The organism is Paenibacillus sp. YIM B09110 (assembly GCF_037167145.1).
GTDB lineage: Bacteria > Bacillota > Bacilli > Paenibacillales > Paenibacillaceae > Pristimantibacillus.
Genome location: NZ_JBANSP010000003.1, coordinates 330,890 through 348,986, shown reverse-complemented (window position 1 = coordinate 348,986; position 18,097 = coordinate 330,890). Strand labels below are relative to the sequence as shown.

17 protein-coding genes are annotated in these 18,097 nt (G+C 49.4%); 5 read left to right on the top strand and 12 right to left on the bottom strand.

All coding sequences use genetic code 11. The features are described 5' to 3' along the window. Positions 1–94: 94 nt before the first annotated feature. The 3 genes from V8F51_RS06110 to V8F51_RS06100 all read right to left on the bottom strand — a co-directional run bounded on the left by V8F51_RS06110 (position 95) and on the right by V8F51_RS06100 (position 4,412). Positions 95–1,798: an ABC transporter ATP-binding protein gene (locus V8F51_RS06110; protein ID WP_337099220.1), complete on the bottom strand. Its 1,704-nt coding sequence runs from the start codon at positions 1,796–1,798 to the stop codon at positions 95–97. Between the two features lie 233 nt (positions 1,799–2,031). Further along, positions 2,032–3,546 carry an AMP-binding protein gene (locus V8F51_RS06105; protein ID WP_337099219.1) on the bottom strand — a complete coding sequence of 505 codons (1,515 nt, stop codon included), beginning with the start codon at positions 3,544–3,546 and terminating at the stop codon, positions 2,032–2,034. 8 nt (positions 3,547–3,554) lie between these two features. Next, a complete protein-coding gene (locus tag V8F51_RS06100; protein WP_337099218.1) occupies positions 3,555–4,412 on the bottom strand; it encodes an SDR family NAD(P)-dependent oxidoreductase in 858 nt (285 codons plus the stop codon). Between the two features lie 169 nt (positions 4,413–4,581). On the opposite strand from V8F51_RS06100, the gene V8F51_RS06095 reads away from it, so the two are divergent. Both V8F51_RS06095 and V8F51_RS06090 read left to right on the top strand, forming a co-directional pair. After that, positions 4,582–5,028: a MarR family winged helix-turn-helix transcriptional regulator gene (locus V8F51_RS06095; protein ID WP_337099217.1), complete on the top strand. Its 447-nt coding sequence runs from the start codon at positions 4,582–4,584 to the stop codon at positions 5,026–5,028. 63 nt (positions 5,029–5,091) lie between these two features. Beyond that, positions 5,092–5,913 carry an NmrA family NAD(P)-binding protein gene (locus V8F51_RS06090; RefSeq protein ID WP_337099216.1) on the top strand — a complete coding sequence of 274 codons (822 nt, stop codon included), beginning with the start codon at positions 5,092–5,094 and terminating at the stop codon, positions 5,911–5,913. On the opposite strand, the gene V8F51_RS06085 is transcribed toward V8F51_RS06090, so the two are convergent. The 4 genes from V8F51_RS06085 to V8F51_RS06070 are packed head-to-tail and all read right to left on the bottom strand — an operon-like array spanning position 5,914 to position 10,594. Continuing rightward, positions 5,914–6,483: a DUF1697 domain-containing protein gene (locus V8F51_RS06085; RefSeq protein WP_337099215.1), complete on the bottom strand. Its 570-nt coding sequence runs from the start codon at positions 6,481–6,483 to the stop codon at positions 5,914–5,916. 24 nt (positions 6,484–6,507) lie between these two features. Next, entirely contained in the window at positions 6,508–7,605 is a 1,098-nt protein-coding gene (locus V8F51_RS06080; RefSeq protein ID WP_337099214.1) for a low temperature requirement protein A, read from the bottom strand. A 9-nt stretch (positions 7,606–7,614) separates the two neighbouring features. After that, positions 7,615–8,790 (bottom strand): response regulator, encoded by a 1,176-nt coding sequence (locus tag V8F51_RS06075; protein WP_337099213.1) that lies wholly within the window; start codon positions 8,788–8,790, stop codon positions 7,615–7,617. Then, positions 8,771–10,594 carry a sensor histidine kinase gene (locus tag V8F51_RS06070; protein WP_337099212.1) on the bottom strand — a complete coding sequence of 608 codons (1,824 nt, stop codon included), beginning with the start codon at positions 10,592–10,594 and terminating at the stop codon, positions 8,771–8,773. The genes V8F51_RS06075 and V8F51_RS06070 overlap by 20 nt, the downstream gene beginning before the upstream one ends. 215 nt (positions 10,595–10,809) lie before the next feature. On the opposite strand from V8F51_RS06070, the gene V8F51_RS06065 reads away from it, so the two are divergent. Then, positions 10,810–11,730 carry an ABC transporter ATP-binding protein gene (locus V8F51_RS06065; protein ID WP_337099211.1) on the top strand — a complete coding sequence of 307 codons (921 nt, stop codon included), beginning with the start codon at positions 10,810–10,812 and terminating at the stop codon, positions 11,728–11,730. Next, positions 11,714–12,679 carry an ABC transporter permease gene (locus tag V8F51_RS06060; RefSeq protein WP_442956407.1) on the top strand — a complete coding sequence of 322 codons (966 nt, stop codon included), beginning with the start codon at positions 11,714–11,716 and terminating at the stop codon, positions 12,677–12,679. The genes V8F51_RS06065 and V8F51_RS06060 overlap by 17 nt, the downstream gene beginning before the upstream one ends. A gap of 137 nt (positions 12,680–12,816) precedes the next feature. Here V8F51_RS06060 and V8F51_RS06055 read toward each other — a convergent pair whose 3' ends face one another. Then, complete coding sequence (locus V8F51_RS06055; RefSeq protein WP_337099209.1) at positions 12,817–13,449, bottom strand: hypothetical protein; 633 nt, start codon at positions 13,447–13,449, stop codon at positions 12,817–12,819. A gap of 242 nt (positions 13,450–13,691) precedes the next feature. On the opposite strand from V8F51_RS06055, the gene V8F51_RS06050 reads away from it, so the two are divergent. Then, positions 13,692–14,822: an MFS transporter gene (locus V8F51_RS06050; protein ID WP_337099208.1), complete on the top strand. Its 1,131-nt coding sequence runs from the start codon at positions 13,692–13,694 to the stop codon at positions 14,820–14,822. Between the two features lie 52 nt (positions 14,823–14,874). Here V8F51_RS06050 and rpiA read toward each other — a convergent pair whose 3' ends face one another. From rpiA to V8F51_RS06030, 4 genes are all read right to left on the bottom strand, one after another. Next, positions 14,875–15,546 carry a ribose-5-phosphate isomerase RpiA gene (gene rpiA / locus V8F51_RS06045; RefSeq protein WP_337099207.1) on the bottom strand — a complete coding sequence of 224 codons (672 nt, stop codon included), beginning with the start codon at positions 15,544–15,546 and terminating at the stop codon, positions 14,875–14,877. 19 nt (positions 15,547–15,565) lie between these two features. Continuing rightward, positions 15,566–16,525 carry an acetylxylan esterase gene (locus tag V8F51_RS06040; protein ID WP_337099206.1) on the bottom strand — a complete coding sequence of 320 codons (960 nt, stop codon included), beginning with the start codon at positions 16,523–16,525 and terminating at the stop codon, positions 15,566–15,568. 164 nt (positions 16,526–16,689) lie between these two features. Then, the gene (locus V8F51_RS06035; RefSeq protein ID WP_337099205.1) at positions 16,690–16,926 is read right to left on the bottom strand and encodes a hypothetical protein; all 237 of its coding nucleotides are present in this window, start codon (positions 16,924–16,926) and stop codon (positions 16,690–16,692) included. A 154-nt stretch (positions 16,927–17,080) separates the two neighbouring features. Then, a complete protein-coding gene (locus tag V8F51_RS06030) occupies positions 17,081–18,097 on the bottom strand; it encodes an AraC family transcriptional regulator (RefSeq protein WP_337099204.1) in 1,017 nt (338 codons plus the stop codon).

Below are 18,097 nucleotides of genomic sequence, written 5' to 3'. Positions count from 1 at the left end.
AAAAGAACCAGCCGCGTGGCTGGTTCTCCTCTATTTTTTAAGGGAAAGAATACGACTCTATTAGCGGCCTCGTTCGGCGCTCTTCTCCCCTTGATTATGCGCGGTGCAAACGGCTATATGCGCCGCCGACGCTAAGCAGCTCTTCATGCTTGCCTTGTTCTGCTACGCCTTGGTCCGCAATAACGACAATACGGTCGGCGTTCTTGATCGTTGCCAGACGATGCGCGATAATGAGCGTCGTCCGGCCGGTCGACAATTCCGATAATGCCAGCTGAATCGCCGCTTCCGTTTCCGTATCGAGCGCCGAGGTCGCTTCGTCCAAGATGAGAATGGAAGGATTTTTGAGGAACATCCGGGCAATGGATAGCCGCTGCTTCTGTCCGCCGGACAACTTAACCCCCCGCTCTCCGATAATCGTATCCATCCCGCTTGGCTGGGAGGCAATCAGCTCCTCGAGCTGCGCGCGGCGGGCAGCTTCCCATAATTCCTCTTCGGAAGCGCCCAATCTGCCATACGCGATATTGTCTCTAATCGTACCATCGAACAGGAATACATCCTGCTGTACGATCCCGATATGCGAGCGCAGAGACTCCAGCGTCATCTTGCGGATATCGATGCCGTCGATAGTAATCGCTCCGCCCGTCACCTCGTAGAACCTTGGCAGCAGACTGCATAACGTCGTCTTGCCGGCTCCCGAAGGACCCACCAAAGCGATCGTCTCGCCGGCGCGCACCGACAGATCGATGCCTTTCAGTACGTCCGGCCGATCCTCATAGCCGAAGCTGACGCCCTTGAATGCGATATCCCCCTTCACTTTGCTCACCGCTACGGCATCCGGCGCATCGGCGATGTCCGGTTCCGTCTCGAGCAGCTCCAAGTATCGCTTAAACCCGGCAATCCCTTTGGGGAATGATTCAATGAACGAATTGATTTGTCTAATCGGCTGAAGGAACATATTCGACAGCATGACGAAAGCGATGAACTGGCCGTAAGTCATGCGATCCTCCATTACATACCATGCGCCGACGACAATTACGAATAAAGAAATCAACTTCATCAAAATAAAGCTTATCGAAGAATTCCATGCCATAATCCGGTAAGTAAGCAGCTTATTAAGCCGGAAGTTTTCGTTTTGCACGGCAAAACGTTTCATTTCGTGTTTTTCGTTCGAGAAAGCTTGAACGACGCGAATGCCGCTTACGTTGTTCTCCACCTGTGCGTTGTAATCGGCAATATTCGCGAACAGGCTATCGAATGCACGCGACATTTTGCGGCTGAAATATAAAGACAAATAAACAATGAGCGGAATAATGATGAAGGTCAACACGGCAAGCTGCCAGTTGATGCTTAACATAATTCCGAACGTGCCCATAAGTGTCATGACGGCGATAAACATATCCTCCGGACCATGGTGGGCGATTTCCCCGATATCCATCAGATCGTTGGTCATACGGGAGACGAGATGACCGGTCTTATTGTTATCGAAGAAGCCGAAGCTGAGCTTCTGTATCCGGTCGAACAGCTTTTTGCGCATGTCCGATTCAATGTTGATGCCGAGCTTATGCCCCCAATAGGTTACTACAAAATGCATAACGGCACTGATTACATATACGCCAAGCAGTCCAAGGCATGCATAGAGGATGGTGTCCCACTTGCCGCTTGGCAGCAAATCGTCAATGACCCGATTGAGCGCCAGCGGAAATACGAGCTCGAGCAGCGCTGCCAATATGGCACATGTAAAATCGAGTATAAACAGGCCCTTATAAGGACGGTAATAGTCAAAAAAACGGCGAAGCATGTGTGAATTCCTACCTTTCGATTCTATTATTCGATAATGATTATCATACTCACTACTATAACGTGATTAGTACGATATGCCAATGGACAATTTCGAAAGAATCTTTGGACAAATTTCCGAACGAGTCGTTTTTTAGAGGCAGCAAAAATAAAAGGCGCTCTTCCGAATCGCCCAGAATGACCGCCATTCGGCGGTTTAATAGAGGATTCGGCTGCGCCAAAACAGAAATCCGCTCAATGCAATTGCTTGCGATCAACCTTGCCCAGCGGAGTATAGTCCAATTCATCGACGAATACAATCTCTCGCGGCATCTGGTATCTCGCGGCTCTCGGTCGCAGCCATTCGATAAGCGTCTCCGCGTCAAGCTCGGTGCCAACCTTAACCTGGACGACCGCCTTCAGACGTTGTCCGAATAGCTCGTCCGGTACACCGACGACGGCGGCATCTTCGATGAAAGGATGCTGGAGAAGAATATGCTCAAGCTCGCTCGGGTACACATTTTCGCCGGCCGATACGATCATATCATCCACTCTTCCTTTCAAGTAGAAGAAGCCCCTTTCATCCCGATAGCCCATATCGCCCGTCTTGATCCACGTAGGCCCGCTTGTTACGCAAAACTGTCCAATCTCGCCAGCCGCAGCTTCATTCATGCTGCCATCCAGCACTTTCAATCCCACGCCTTCGATGAGCTTGCCGATCGTGCCTGATGCCGCATCCAAATCTTGCGGCGTTGCGATGATACTCAGTCCCGCTTCCGATGTGCCGTACAGATTGTACAACACTTCTCCCAGCCTCGCAGACACCTCTTCCGCCAGTCTCGGATTTAGCTCCGCCCCTCCTGACGCGATACAGGCAAGCGACTTCAAATCTCCTTCGGCGTTGCTTGCGCGGAGCATTTTGTCGATCATCAGCGGAACGACCGTTATAACTTCTGCCTGATGCTCCCGTACGAGTTGGCAAGCATGCTCAGCTTGGAACTTGTCCGTAATGACTGATTTCTTCCCGAGCGCGACGAACAATAGCAATATCGCGATCCCATAACCATGGTAGATCGGCGTCGCAATATAGACCGTCTTATACCGCAAGAGCCGCAGCCTCTTCAGCATGGACGAGAAAGGAGGCAAGTAATGGAACATAGAAGGCTTATGGGCAACCTTCTTCGCTCTTCCCGTTGTGCCGCCCGTGAGCAGCATAAGCTTGCTGTCCGAGTTCCGATGCCCTCTAGACCTCCCCTTAATAGGAACATGCATCAAATTGCTAATTGCCGGAAAATGTTCATGATAGCTTAAAACACTTGCCCCCGTATAGGAGGATTGCTCTATAACAGCTGTGAACTCCTCATCATAAATAAGGAAATCGAATGCATGAGCATCCAGCAGTTGTGCGAACTCATCCGAGCTCATCTCGGCGTTCATCAAATAAATATCCGCACCTGTCATGGATAACGCAAAAATCGATTTGACTAGTGAAGCATGGTTGCGGCAAAGCAAACCTGCCTTCGAGCGGCTGCCAAGTCCGTATTGCTCACGGAGCTGCACGGCCAGGCATTCTGATTGATCCAACAGCTGCTGATAGGTTAACGTCTCACGGTCATCGGATAGAGCGACAAGATGACGATGCGAGCTGGCAGCAAGCTTCAACAAGCCCATCAGGTTAATCCCATATCCGCAAATAACGAATAGCAATCGGAACACGCCGACAGGTGTTAGCAGCTTCATTCGGTGTAATACCGACAGTAATGTCAGCATTAGCAGCGTCATCTCCCCCTTCCGCGAAGCTTTTTTTCCGCCAATCGCTCAAGCGTTCCTCTGAACAGAACCGAAGCAAGCTGACCGAACAGCAACCACCAAGGCATCCAGCTTCTTCGCCTCGTATACATCGATTTTGCGATAATGTCCGCAACATGATCCGGACTCATCGCAGGCACGGAGCGATACGCTGCCGTTGGCTCGATCATTGGCGTCCGTACGAGCGGCAAGTAAATAGACGTCGTTGCGATGCCTGATACGTGCAGCTCAGATGAAGCAGATCGCAGCCATATATCGAAAGCCGATTTGGATGCTTGATAAGCAGCCCATTTGGGAAGCGGAACGATTGATGTATTAATCGTTGAAATATTGATGATATGTCCCTGAGCACGCCTCAGCAGCGGAATGAGCGACAACAGAAGCTCTACTGGGGCAACATAGTTAATCGCCATCGTTCTCGTAAAATCATGTTTTCGATCCAATGAATCCATTATGGAGCGATTGATCGATAAACCTGCATTGCTTACAACGATATCAAGTCCGTCTGGCAATCGATGAATGAATGACAGCAGCCCTTCCCGTTCGTCCGCGTCACGCAGATCAGCGCCATAGATGCTCACCCGTGCAAACAGCTTCTCCATCTCCTGCTTCATAACGAGCAGTCTATCCTCTCGCCTAGCTACAAGGATCAGATGTACGGGCAATTCGGCCAGCCTATATGCCAGTCGTTCCCCAATGCCGGAGCTGGCGCCGGTAATAAGAATCGTCTTCTTGCGAAGAGCAGCGGTCAATCTGCTCCTATCCAGACGCATCCCAGAGGAAAACAACAGCTTCTCCAGTAAACGGTAGTTGTACATCGTCACCATCCTTTCATACGCTTGCTGCAGCGTCCAAACTTATGAATGTAATTGTATCTCCTCTGCCAATACCTGTAAATGAAATCAGAAGACTTATGGAATCCATTATTTACAAACCAGAGATAAAATCATATACTGTATTTAGTTAAGCACTTAACTATGTGGAGGCAACAAAAGAATGGATGATCTCGAACAATTTATTCATGATCTGCCCTTGCGCAACCGCGTATTTTTCGCGCTTGTAGAGGCAACTGCCAGCTTAGTAGACGTATCGGAGCAATATTGGCAATCCAAAGGGCTGAATGGAGCGCGAATTCGGCTTCTCGTCGAGATCATGAAGGAAGGCGGCACGATTCTCCCCTCAACGCTTGCCCGCAAGATCGGCGTAACCAAATCGAACATTAGCTTGTTGCTCAGTCCGCTCGAGAGCGACGGCTTAATAAGCCGCAAGCCGCATCCCAGCGATGGACGCATGTCGGTTATTTCCATTACAGCTGAAGGCCAAAGCGTATTGCTGCGGCATCTGCCTGACAATCGGCAGCTTATCTCCAATAAGATGCAACGGTTATCTGAAGAGGAGCTTCACCAGCTGCTCGCGTTGCTTCATAAGCTGCAGCAAGCGTGATGTCGTTTGCTTGCCCATTTAGTTAAGCCTTTAACTATCTCCCGCAAGAAAGGATAACTTGATATGAAAATCGCTATAACAGGAGCGAATGGCCAATTAGGAATAATCATTATGGAGCAGCTGCTCACGCGACTCCCCGCCGAGCAAATGATCGCTTGCGTTCGAGAGCCGGGTACGATGAAACGGTATGGGCAACTAGGAGTAACGGTTAAGCGATGCGATTACGACCAGCCGGATACGCTGCCGCAGGCATTCGAAGGTGCTACGCATGTACTCCTTATTTCCAGCTCCCATCGTGACGATCTTGTTCGTATTCGCCAGCATTCGCATGTCATCGAGGCGGCCAAGAGAGCAGACATCAGCCATTTGATGTACACGAGCTTCGCCTATCCGGAAGCGTCCTCCGCCTCCATTGCTCATATGCATAGAGCGACGGAGCAAACGATTCTGGCAGCAGGCATGACGTATACCTTTTTTCGAAATGCCTTCTACGTTGATTTCGTTAACGTGTTAGACTTGAACACGGCTATAACAAGCCGTGAACTTGTGATTGCCCCGGGGAATTGGCATTTCAATGCCGTTAGCCGTTTCGATCTGGGGAGGGCGATCGCTTCTGTCCTATCCGAGCCCGAGCTTCATAGCAATAGAATCTACGAGTTAACTGTACCGACCGCTTGGCAGTTCAACGATCTAGCTAATGCACTATCCGAGCTGACGGGAACATCCATAACCGTTCGAGAGGACGCTGCTGCCCAGCATTGGATCTACGGACTTCTTCGTAAGCTGGACACCTCGTCAACCTCGGATGCGATGGAGCGGCTGATCGGCTCTCCGGTTACTTCTCTGCTAGAAACCATTAGACCTTTCATTCATCCCAATCAATAATTATTCCGACTTCCCATTAGCCATCTCGTCGGCTAACGCGATGAGCTTATTCATTGTTTTCCAATTGCGAGTCGTTGGAAGTACACCGAGCTTCTCCACTTGAGCGGCCAGCTTGGAGTTGCGAATGCTCTGCTTGAACAATAAGTAGACGTCTTTGCCCGCGATTACGAATCGCTCTTCGTCCGTCTCGAATGTGCGCAGTCTTTCGACACGCTCCGGCTCCGGCTCGCTAAGCAGCATCGTCACATACAAGCTCTCGCCTTCTCCAGCTTCCGCTTCAGCCATCAGCTCATCCGAGAACGGAAGGCCCGCAACAATAGCTCTCAACTCATCAGCCGTTCGAATAATCGTCTTGATCGAGAACCCGAATACCTTCTGAATCTGCTGCTCAATCCGATCGCGCAATACACCCTCGTCTTCTGCCGATTCGAACAAAATATTGCCGCTCTGAATATACGTCTGCACATTCGCTAAACCAAGGTCGGCAAGTGCAGCTCTCAGATCAGCCATCTTAATTTTGTTATTGCCTCCGACATTGATCCCGCGCAGTAACGCAACATGTATCGTCATTTGTTTAATGTACTCCCTTTCTTTCTATTTCGTGGTCACTTTGGCATACAAGGCGAAGAACAACATGACCTCACCTACAAGCAAGTAGCTAGGCAATACCGTGATGAAGCTGATGACAATAAATACGGCGAGAACGCCGAGCAATAAAGCAAGATGAGAAGTCCCGAGTCTCTGATCGCTATGTCTATACTTATGGAATACAAGCGTGGTTGAGAAAAAGTAAAGCAGCACCGAACCGAACAGGAACGTGACCATATAGACGTAATCCAGCTGATCTAGAAATAATAGACGAATGGACGCCGCCAGCATACATAGTGATATGAAAATAAGCAAATGGCCGTAAATAATAATTTGTCCCGTTGTATTTATATTTTTGTTCACCTTCAGCTCGACATTATCAAAGTATTGCCACCATACCGCGATAGCAAGCAGGAAGGTGAGTACAGCGAATAGAACGGATTCCCAAGTCCACTCGCTGGACTGCAAGACAGCAAGTATGCTGACCAATATTTCTCCAAGCAAAATAAGCGTGAACAAGGCGAAGCGCTCCAGCAAATGATGGGTATTGATTGACGTCTTAACCAAATAGCGTCTGCCCATAAGCGGCAGAGCCATATCGATGACTATTCCTGCATAAAGGACAGCATATCGTACCCATGAATCGAAGAACAACGATAGGGAGGAAATGATTAGACCGATCCAGAAACGGCTGCCCAAATATCGAGCCGTATCCTTGCGATGATCGCTCTCCCGCTTGCTGACCGCTAAATATTGAATAGCCGTCATCGCTCTAAGTCCAGCATAACCGATTAGAAAGGTTAAGTAATATTCATCGAACTCGACGGAAAGACTCGCCGTCATAATCAGCGAGAAGAACAGCTGCAGTATAAGAAACACACGATGGGAGACGGTATCCTCCCCGTACCGATTAACGAACAGCGATTGGCCAACCCAAGCCCACCAGACAGGCACAATAATAAGAACAAACTTCAGCAAATACTGAATGGGAATGGTGTCATGCTCGACATGAAGAAGCACATGACCAGCCTTCGACACTGCTGCTACAAAGAGCAGATCATAAAATAATTCGAGCCAGGTTACTTTTTTGGCAAAATGGGCCATAGACAAATATCATTTCCTTTCTAATGTCGTACTTCTCTTATTGCTATCGTCAAATCTGCTAATCAATAAATCATAATGATGAATCATTTCTTTCGAAGGACGGATACCGAGCTCTCGGCTAAGCAGCCTTGCATAATCCGTATAAAGAGCCGTCAATCCTTTCTTATCCCCTGTCATCTCCCGAATGGTCATCAGCATTCGAGTAACCGAATCATCCAGCGGATTACGCTCGTTAAGCTTGAGCAGCAGCTTTGATGCTGCCGACGCATCCCCTATGGAGATAAGCATCTCTGCAAGCTGCTTAACGAATGAAGCATACAAATCCTCATAACGCTCCGTTTCATAAATGGCCCATATGTACGCCTTGTCGCCGAATAATCTGCCCGCATAAAGCCTTTCAACCTGCAGCGCTCGCTCCATATCACGAACTTCGTTTGGCCGAATCTCTTCGACTCTCCTAGCGAACTCTATATAATCGATGATGGAATCCTTTAATTCCAGTGCATAGCCGTCATTCTCCGACCGTACAACATCGCGCAAGCCTATTGTCTCCAGCGACTTACGAAGCTGATAAACAGTCGTATTCAGATATCTCTCCGCATTCGAAGCGACCATACCGCCGAATATATCCTCGACGAGTCTGGAACGGGGAATTCGCCGTCCATGATAGATAAGCAAGTAGGCGAATAGCTCTGCGCACTTGCGCGAGGTCCACTTCACCCTTCCTCGTTCATTGCTGACGGAAACATCGCCAAGCGCCGTTACCCTTGTCGTGCCCGACTGCTCCGCGACCGGCTCGACCTCTCGTGAAGGACTCGCCTGCCTGCGGTTCGCAAGGATACGGTTCACTGTCCGCCCAAGCCGTTCTTGAGAGACCGGCTTTACGAGATAATCAACGACGGCAAGCTCATAGGCTCTAAGCGCATAATCCTTATGCGACGTGACGAATACAATCTGTAATTCAGCATTCGCAGCTTCCATGCTGACGGCGAACTCCATTCCGCTCTCTCCCGGTATCGAGATATCGACGAATGCCAGCTCAATATCCCCGCTGTCGCGTATGAAGGAAGCGGCGGACTTCGTATCTGTAAACGCGCCTGCAACTTCAATCCCCGGCAGCTTCGCTAACATTTTACGCAAAATAAGATGCATCGCGGGTTCGTCATCAACCAGTATAACTTTCATACAATTCCGCCTCCTCTCCTTCACTGTCAAACGCCTCGCGCCCGCCAATGGATCCTGGCAGCGTGAAGGAGAATGTCGTCCCCTTGCCTGCTTCGGTGCTGAACCACAGGGTGCCTCCGTTAATACGAACGAATTCCCGACTCAGCACGAGTCCGAATCGCATCGCACCGCGTTCGTCCTCTTGATCTAGCGGACCGAGGAGGGGCTCCTCCATGAGCAGCAATTCAGACGTCTTCTTATCCATGCCTATACCGTTATCGCTTACGGATACGACGACAACCTCCCCTTCCAATACGGCTTCCAGCTCAATAAATCCGCCCACTCCTGTATATTTTATCGCATTCGAGAGCAGGTTGCGCAGAATGAGATCCAACATCTCTTTGTCCGCTCGTACGGTGAGCCGCTCATCGATCCGCTCTGTCATACGGATTTGCTTCATGCCGGCTTTCGTATTAACCAAGGACAGAGCTTGCCTGACAACCTGCTGCAAATTCCAGCCCGACGGCCGGAATACGACTTTCCCTCGCTGGCTGCGATACCAGTCAAGCAGGTTCTCGACCAGGTGAAACGTGTTTTGCATTTGCCCTTTCAGCTCGCGGAACAACTCGGCATGCTCCATATCAGCCTCAGTCAGTTCCTCGCCGAGAAGCTCGGTTAAGCTAACGAGAATCGCGATCGGATCGCGAATATCATGGGTGACGACGGTGAACAGCTTGTCCTTGAATGCGTTCAGCTCGGACAATTGCCTTGCGTTCTCACGCAGCCTCGCCTCGTTCTCCTTCATCTCGGTAATATCGGTGAACAGCAATATTTTGCCTATCGGGAGCGTGCTTGTATCGTAAATGAACGATAATCTGCAATCATAGTGACGATTGCGGTTCAACATGAACCGTTGGAACGAGAAGCGTTCCTCTTCGGACGTTGCTGCAATAACAGGCGTCAGAAGCTCCGGACAATCGGACAGGACCTGAACAGCCGGGATCGGCAATTGCTTCGCCAGGCCAAGCTCCGGAAGCACTTCGCCAGCCGCCTTATTGAAGCTGACGATCTGATCCTCATAGTCGAGCAGTATCGCGCCATCGCGAATCGTATCAAATACTTTGGCCATTGCTAGCGGAGTCAGACGGAGCAGATTAATGCGATAGATGCCCCATAAGTAAGCAACGCCCGACACGGCAAAGCCGAACGGAGTCAGATCGACGTTAATGCCTGTCCAGAAAAACATATTGAATAAGAACGGAGCTGCTGCGCCGATCAGAAGCACGGCGATTTGCTTGCGCACATTCGCCATGGATCGCCAGTACATCGATAGGTAAAGCATAATGCCGCAAAGCATGACAGCGTAGTTGTAAGCCGAATGTACTTTGTACCCGAATCCCTTAACCGTCGTATATAGCGGAATGGAGGTGTCAGAATGCCATATGTATCGCTCGTAGATGAGATGATGCCAGTCATTCGTTAGATGCAGGAAAAAGATAACTACGGGAGTAATGAAGAGAGCTGCCGTCATGCTTCTGCTGAACTTCGGCGCCGTCCCCGTGAATTGGATTGCCTGCAGCAGCCAAAGCGTAGAGACGAAAGGTATGCCCAAATATTCGATCTGGAGCGACAGCTTGAACGCATTCAAATCGCTGCTTAGTAGTTCAAGAACGTAGCCTGACGCATAAAGGACAGCGCCTATCATAATGGCAATCAATGTTTTCGCGCCGGGCAAGTGCCGTTTCCGATAAGACAACGAAGCGACAAACAACATGAGTAGTATGGCGAGCACTAATAAAATAACCATCCATTGCTTCGTATCCATCGGCCAGCCTCCTGCTCTGAAACTTTCATCTGCTCTAAAGGAATTATATATTCAAAGAGCGGCGGCTGCATACAAAATCATTTCAGTAATAGCCGGATCAACTCTAGGTATACTCGACCTAAGCAGGGGGAAAATACTAATCAAAGGTCTATTTTATCCCGATACTACTTCCAGTATAGTTCAAATGTACAATAATTCTAGGAGGTTTTATTCGCATGACAGAAGCCGTGTTGCAGCTTCGCAACGTAACCAAATCGATTGGCGGACGCAAAATCGTCGACAATCTGAGTTTCGATATACCGGCAGGTGAAGTATTCGGATTTCTAGGGCCGAACGGTGCCGGTAAAACAACAACGATTCGTATGATTGTAGGCTTGATCTCGATGTCCAAAGGGGAGGCCCTCATTAAGGGCATATCCGTTAGCGAGCACTTCGAGCTGGCAATGACGCATGTCGGGGCAATCGTCGAAAATCCGGAAATGTATAAATTTTTGACCGGATATCAGAACCTCGTTCATTTTGCAAGGCGGCATAAAGGAATTACGAAAGAAAGAATCAATGAGGTCGTACAGCTGCTCGGGCTTCAGAACCGCATCCACGAGAAGGTCAAGCGCTACTCGCTTGGCATGAGACAGAGGCTTGGCGTAGCACAGGCGATTCTGCATCGCCCTTCGCTGCTTATACTTGACGAGCCGACTAACGGACTTGACCCGGCAGGCATTCGCGAGCTGCGCGATTATTTGCGCAAGCTGACGAGAGAAGAAGGCATCTCCGTCATCGTCTCCTCCCATCTGCTATCCGAGATGGAACTCATGTGCGATAGAGTCGCCATCATCCAAGCGGGCAAGCTCATCGATATACGCTCGCTGCAGGAAGCGCGCGATTCGATCGAATCGAAGATCGTAATCGAGGTCGGCGACCAGCTTGGCGCGCAGCAGCTGCTTGCTTCTATCTTCGACGCGTCGCGAATTACCGTGAAAGGCAATCTGCTTGAGCTTTCCGCAGATAAAGCAGCGATTCCCGATATTACAAGGCTGCTCGTCAGCTCGGAAATAGATGTGCTTGGCATTCACGCCGTACAGAAGTCGCTGGAAGACCAGTTCCTTGAAATTACCGGAGGTGAGATGGTTGTCTAGTTTGTCTAATCTAATTCGAAATGAAAATATGAAAATTTATCGCCGTCCTCGAACGTGGCTCATGATTGCCTTTCTCATTTTGGCAATAGCGCTGATGAGCGGTATTATGAAATGGGATTCGGGTCAGGATTCCAATGTCAACTGGGAAAATAGCCTGATCGAGCAAAACAACTATTATCAACAAGAGCTTCAAAATAACAAAGAGCTTTCCGAGGGTGACAAAACCTATTTCACGAATGAAATAAAGCTCAACGAATATTACCTGGAACAGAACATAAATCCTAACCAATTGTCGTTATGGACCTATGTGAACAACTCGGCTTCCTTGATTATACTGGCGACGATACTTACGGTCATTATCGCTGCCGACATGATTGCCGCCGAATTCACTTGGGGCACGATTAAGCTTCTGCTTGTCGGTCCGGCTTCTCGTTCGAAAATATTATTAAGCAAATATATCGCAACGCTCGGCTTCGCGCTTCTGCTGCTGATCCTAAGCTTCGCAAGCGCATATGCGGCAGGCGGCATCCTTGAAGGCTTCGACGGCACCAGCCAATCGAGCATAACCATAACCGAAGCAGGCGTAATCGAAGAGAGCTCCTATTTCGTGCAATCGCTGGAGAAATACGGCTTTTCCGTCGTATCGATGCTCATGTACGTCACGATGGCTTTCATGATTTCGTCCGCATTCCGCAGCTCTTCGATGGCGATCGCCTTCTCCTTGCTGTTCATGCTGGTCGGCAACATGCTTTCGGCCCTATTGAGCGGTTACGGGTGGGTGAAGTACCTGCTGTTCTCCAACATCGATTTGACGCAATATTTGAGCGGCTCATCGCCGCTGCGACCGGAAATGACGCTATCGTTCTCGATCATCATGCTCGTCGCTTACTATGTCGTGTTCCAGCTTGTCGCTTGGCTGTTGTTCACGAAACGCGACGTAGCCGCTTAACTTAGTTTTGTATAACGAAGAGCCCGCCAGGAAGAAGTCATTCCTAGCGGGCTCTTGTTTGTAACACAACATAGAAAACACTCCTTCTATATGAAGGAGTGTCGGTTGTTCGACTTACGTTTATCGTATCACAAATGCTAATCTAAGCCATGCTCTTCGCGAATCTTGTATAGACCTTGAATGAGCAATTCCGCAGGATCGCGGTTCATCATCAGATGCGTAAACAAAAGATGGAGCGGAACAGCACAAACATTGTTGCCGTCGATAATGGACGGGAATCCGGCTTCTAGAACCGGACCTTGCTCGGGATGCATATCAAGACCTACATGCACCTTCTCCGGTGCGAATTCCGAGCGAATGGCCTCCATGCAAGCCGGTACGAGCTGATTGTCGATAATGCCTTTGGCTGCTTCCTCAGTAGCCGGAGGGGTTGGAAACGGTTTGCCGCCTTCTTGCTTCATCATTTCGAAGTAGAACGAGGACATCCACTGCGCAGGATCGCCGCCAGACTGGAACTTCGCGACGAGCTCTTGCAGGAAGAAACCGCATACATATCCGTTCTTGGACTCGTCCTTCACTTGAAAGAGGAATACCGGGCCATATCGTTCTTGATTCACTACTTGACCCTCGACATCGTCGAAATACATCTTCAATGCCGTAAGTCCGTTATGATAGACTGCCTTGATCAATTCGACCATTCTTTCGTTGGAATCGTTTGCTTGATTCTCGTTGTTGCCATTGACGTCTGCATTTTTCGTCTCATTGTTCATCGTCTGCTTCACCCATTACCATCATAGCATTTTGCCGCTTGAGCAGTCTAGTCCGTACTCATATGCCCGAAAATACGCTTTGGCATAACCTGCTGATCCATGGTATATTCTAGTTGATTTTTCTAATAAGACTTGTGAACGATCCTATGGCCAAAGGTGGAATTGTTATAAAAGCAAATATACATTCAAAGTACAGATGGATCGTTCTGATTTCCATGATCCCGATCATCGTTTCAATTGAAATGATGTGGTTATCATTAGCGCCGATTTCAAGCTTAGCCGAGAGCTATTACGGAGTCGGCAGCTTGTCCATCGCTTTATGCTCAATGAGCTTCATGCTGATGTTCATCCTCTTCTCCTTTCCGGCATCATGGGTGATCGACCGTTACGGCTATCGGACCTCCTTGATAATCGGCGCATCATTAACCGCCGTCTTCGGATTGCTTAGAGCCGTCTTCGCTGATGACTTTACAATCGTCTTAATAACCCAGTTCATTATTGCTATCGCACAGCCATTTCTGCTGAATCTGTCTACCAAAGCAGCCGCCGAATGGTTTCCTGCGACCGAACGATCAACCGCAGCAGGTCTGTTGACGCTAGCTCAATACATGGGATTCATCGTTCCCGTGGTGGTGGCACCGATCGTAGCGGAGCAATCCGGCATTCCGCAATTGTTCATGCTGTTCGCGATTATCGCCATTGTATCGGCATGCATCGCGATTCTATTCGCCTTCGTGAAACCGCCTACCGGCGCTGGCGAGCCGTCGCCAACTGAAACGCGAATGAATCTAGCAACTGTGAAACAGCTGATCAACAATCGGGCTTACGGTCGCATTTTACTCATTAGCTTCATATCAATCGGCATCTTCAATACCATCTTAACGCTGCTTGAGAATATTATGCTGCCAAGAGGAATAACGACAGACGAAGCAAGCATAATTGGCGCTATCTTCATCGTTGCAGGAATTATCGGTGCTATTCTGCTACCCCTGTACTCCGATAAACGCCGGCTAAGAGTCCCCTTCTTCATTACGGCAATCGCCCTGCTGCTTCCTACTTATCTGGCGCTTGCCCTTGCCAATAACGTCATATGGCTTATCATCACTGCCGGAATTGCCGGCTTCGCCATCATGGGCGTAGCGCCGATTTTGTTCCAACACGGCTCAGAAACCGCATATCCCGTCCAAGAAGGCACGTCTCTAGGCGTCATTCTGCTGGGCGGTCAAGTGTCAGGCACTGCATTCGTATATTTGTTCGAGAAATCCACCGACGCGTTCGGCTCCATTCTACCGGCGATGCTCGTGTTCGTTGTGTTGACCGCGGCGCTACTGCCAAGCGCATTCCGAATCAAGGAATCTTCTTTATCGGGATAACGAAGCTGCCCCATGGTCATGTTCTGACCATGGGGCAGCTAAAAGCAATGAATTACTCCGGCAATCGTTCCTCTACCGAACCATCCGTATAACCTAAGACGATTCTTTCCGCCATATTCACGAACAGCCCGTTCTCAACGACGCCCGGCCACTTATTCAAAGTTTCGCTTAAGGACTTCGCATCCTTAATTACTCCGAAGTGACAATCAATAATGTAGTTTCCGTTATCGGTGACGTAAATCTCATTACCGGCCATTCGAAGAACCGGATCGCAGCCAAGCTTGCCCAGTTGCCTTCTCGTCAGCTCCCAGCCGAACGGCACAACTTCCACCGGCAGCGGGAACTTCCCTAATGACGCAACCCATTTGGACTCATCGGCAACGACGATGAATCGCCGGGATACGGAAGCAACCAGCTTCTCGCGAAGCAAAGCGCCGCCTCCGCCCTTAATTAAGTTCAGATCGCCGTCCGATTCGTCGGCGCCGTCAATCGTCAAGTCGATCTCATCCACCTCGGCTAGATCCAGCAGCGGGATGCCTAGCTCAAGCGCCAGCTCTTCCGTTCTCCGTGACGTCGGTACGCCTTGGATTCGCAGCCCCTCGCGAACCCTTTCGCCAAGCTTCATAATCGTCCAATAAACCGTCGAACCCGTACCGAGACCTACGACCATCCCGTTCTCTACATACGCAGCCGCTTTTTCTCCGGCAAGCTTTTTTCCATCCATATTCGAATTCTCCCTTAGATTACAGCTTGAGCAAAAACTGCATCGCTTTATCGTTGAATCCAGGCAGATGCTCGTGACCGAAGTCCGGGAACAGCTCAACCTGCTTCGTAGCTTTGATCTTATTATAAGCCGCGAATTGCGTGGATGGAGGGCAGACCGTATCGCTTAACCCAACCCCCATCAGCACGTCGCCTTCGATTCGATCAGCCAAATACTGGATATCAATATAGCCCAGCTTCGTAAAAATTTCTTCCTCACGCTCATGCTGCGGATCAAAATGACGGAAGAACGTCCTAAGCTCGGCATATGCATCCTTAGCGAGGTCCATTTCCCATACGCGCTGATAATCGCTTAGAAACGGAAATACAGCAGCTAACCGCTTAATGCGCGGTTCAAGCGCTGCACAAGCAATCGTGAGAGCGCCCCCTTGCGAGCCGCCCATCGCGCCTACGCGCTCAGCGTCAACCTCCGGCATCGACATCGCAATTCCAGCCAGCTGCGCCGTGTCCAGGAAAATATGGCGGAATAACAAATGATCAGGATTACCGTCCAATCCGCGGACAATATGTCCGTTCATCGTCGTCCCCTTCACGCCGCCCGTATCTTCCGACAGCCCGCCTTGCCCGCGGCAATCCATCGAGAACACCGAGAAGCCAAGCGCTACGTATTGAAGCTTGTCCTGCCAGTCGCCCGCATTACCCGAATAGCCATGGAATTGCACGATCGCAGGATGAGGCTCAGCAGTATGCAGCGGCTTCAAATATTTAGCATGAATTCGCGCTCCTCTGACACCGGTAAAATACAGATCGAAGCATTCCGCGTTAGGCACTTGAAATTCGCTTCGAATCAACTCGATTTGAGCATCGACCGCCTTCATTTCGGCAATCGCCCGATCCCAATACTCGGCATGATCAGACGGTTTCGGATTCCGCCCCTCATACTTATAAAGCTCTGCAATAGGTTTGTCTACTAATGGCATTTTCGAATTCGACCTCTCTCTCTTTGCGTAAAAGCGTTTTCCTTAGTTTATCATATCGGCATCTCTGTGAAACTTATAAATCTATAGATTTGTACGCAACAAAAAGAAACATGCCAGTTATAACAGGCATGTTTCTTACATACATAGGTTAAGAGGAGAACAGACTACTCGTTTACCTCGATCGTTCCTTCTCTCATTACGAAATACCCTCTGTTCGCGAAGGAAAGGATTCTACTTACGCTAATGCCGGTTTGGTTCGAAAGATCGAGAACCATCGTATCCGGATAAGCGACAACAATGTCGCGCAGCTTGTAATACATGTCCTCACAGCTTTTGCACATGTTTTTGCTCGTTCTCTCGGATAATTCTCCACAAAAGTCGCAAATTTGATAGTTTACCATGATGTCTCCTTCCTCACGCTAGAAACGGTGAGCGATTCCAATGATCTGGCATAATTTGCCGAATTATAGGTATTTTATCACATCAAGTAGACATATAGCTCCTTAAATTTATATAAAGCTTGCAAATGCATACTTCTGAATCAGTCCTCTTGACTCAATGTACACCAAGCCCTGTAATGCGGTATTGTCCAGGAGAAACGCCGGTCCACTTCTTGAACGCGTTCTGGAACGCGCTAGGCTCGGAGAAGTGAAGCAAATAAGCAATTTCGCCTATCGAATAAGCTTTTATTTCCAAATAACTGAATGCGAGCTCCTTCCTTACGCGGGCGGACAATAGATTGTACGAGGTTTGCTCGTCATTCAGCTTATTTTGCAGCGTTCTAGTACTCATATTGAAATAGTCGGCCGTCTGCTGCAGCGTAGGAAAATAGGCGGGCATACATTTCATCATCCACTGAAACACTTGGTTAGAGAACGCATTCCCTTGTATGAGCCTCTCCTTCGTCTCTTCCGCCAGCTTCTCGAAGATGCTAAGCAGCTTCGGGTCCGCGTACAGAACAGGGTAATTCAGCACTTCCTTATTCATTCGCAAAAAGTTATCCTCTGTGCCGAATCGGGGCGTTCTGCCGAATACAGACTCGTAAGGCTGCGTAGAAGAAGGCGCTTCATGCATAAACTGCACCTCATCGAGCGTGATGCGACGATTGCTCAGTCTGCCAATCAAACGATAAAGCGAGCTTGCCATATCCTCTATGCAATGGCGGGACATGCGCTCTGCTCGATTGCTCGTGTATAAGCGGATGATGACATCGTCTCCCCGCTCCACCCATTCCAGGTTGAACCCGCTCACGAGGATAACATTGTAACGCTGATAGGCTGCGAGCGCCTCGGCTACCTTCCCTGAATGCATCATGACATAGCCAAGAATGCCCATATCGGCGATCTCCGCCAGCTCCCCTTGATGCAAGCCGAAAAATTCGTCTCCGGCATATTCTGCAGCGCATAATATTAACCGCTCCAATTCCCTGCCCGATATCCGTGCTTCCGGATCCTGCAGCAAAGCTTCGTCGAAGGAAGCGGCTCGGAAGAAACGCTCCGTCTCATATCCCATATGAACAAGCGTCTTCATGATCGGATAAACCATCGAAATCGCTATTCGTTGATCTTTCAA

What these genes read in the sequence shown, in the direction of transcription:
- V8F51_RS06065 (WP_337099211.1), top strand. Translation starts at nt 10,810, where the DNA reads ATGACAGAAGCCGTGTTGCAGCTTCGCAACGTAACCAAATCGATTGGC.
- V8F51_RS06100 (WP_337099218.1), bottom strand. Translation starts at nt 4,412, where the DNA reads ATGGTGACGATGTACAACTACCGTTTACTGGAGAAGCTGTTGTTTTCC.
- V8F51_RS06055 (WP_337099209.1), bottom strand. Translation starts at nt 13,449, where the DNA reads ATGAACAATGAGACGAAAAATGCAGACGTCAATGGCAACAACGAGAAT.
- rpiA (WP_337099207.1), bottom strand. Translation starts at nt 15,546, where the DNA reads ATGGATGGAAAAAAGCTTGCCGGAGAAAAAGCGGCTGCGTATGTAGAG.
- V8F51_RS06040 (WP_337099206.1), bottom strand. Translation starts at nt 16,525, where the DNA reads ATGCCATTAGTAGACAAACCTATTGCAGAGCTTTATAAGTATGAGGGG.
- V8F51_RS06105 (WP_337099219.1), bottom strand. Translation starts at nt 3,546, where the DNA reads ATGCTGACATTACTGTCGGTATTACACCGAATGAAGCTGCTAACACCT.
- V8F51_RS06050 (WP_337099208.1), top strand. Translation starts at nt 13,692, where the DNA reads ATGATGTGGTTATCATTAGCGCCGATTTCAAGCTTAGCCGAGAGCTAT.
- V8F51_RS06085 (WP_337099215.1), bottom strand. Translation starts at nt 6,483, where the DNA reads ATGACGATACATGTTGCGTTACTGCGCGGGATCAATGTCGGAGGCAAT.
- V8F51_RS06075 (WP_337099213.1), bottom strand. Translation starts at nt 8,790, where the DNA reads ATGAAAGTTATACTGGTTGATGACGAACCCGCGATGCATCTTATTTTG.
- V8F51_RS06110 (WP_337099220.1), bottom strand. Translation starts at nt 1,798, where the DNA reads ATGCTTCGCCGTTTTTTTGACTATTACCGTCCTTATAAGGGCCTGTTT.
- V8F51_RS06080 (WP_337099214.1), bottom strand. Translation starts at nt 7,605, where the DNA reads ATGGCCCATTTTGCCAAAAAAGTAACCTGGCTCGAATTATTTTATGAT.
- V8F51_RS06095 (WP_337099217.1), top strand. Translation starts at nt 4,582, where the DNA reads ATGGATGATCTCGAACAATTTATTCATGATCTGCCCTTGCGCAACCGC.
- V8F51_RS06070 (WP_337099212.1), bottom strand. Translation starts at nt 10,594, where the DNA reads ATGGATACGAAGCAATGGATGGTTATTTTATTAGTGCTCGCCATACTA.
- V8F51_RS06090 (WP_337099216.1), top strand. Translation starts at nt 5,092, where the DNA reads ATGAAAATCGCTATAACAGGAGCGAATGGCCAATTAGGAATAATCATT.
- V8F51_RS06035 (WP_337099205.1), bottom strand. Translation starts at nt 16,926, where the DNA reads ATGGTAAACTATCAAATTTGCGACTTTTGTGGAGAATTATCCGAGAGA.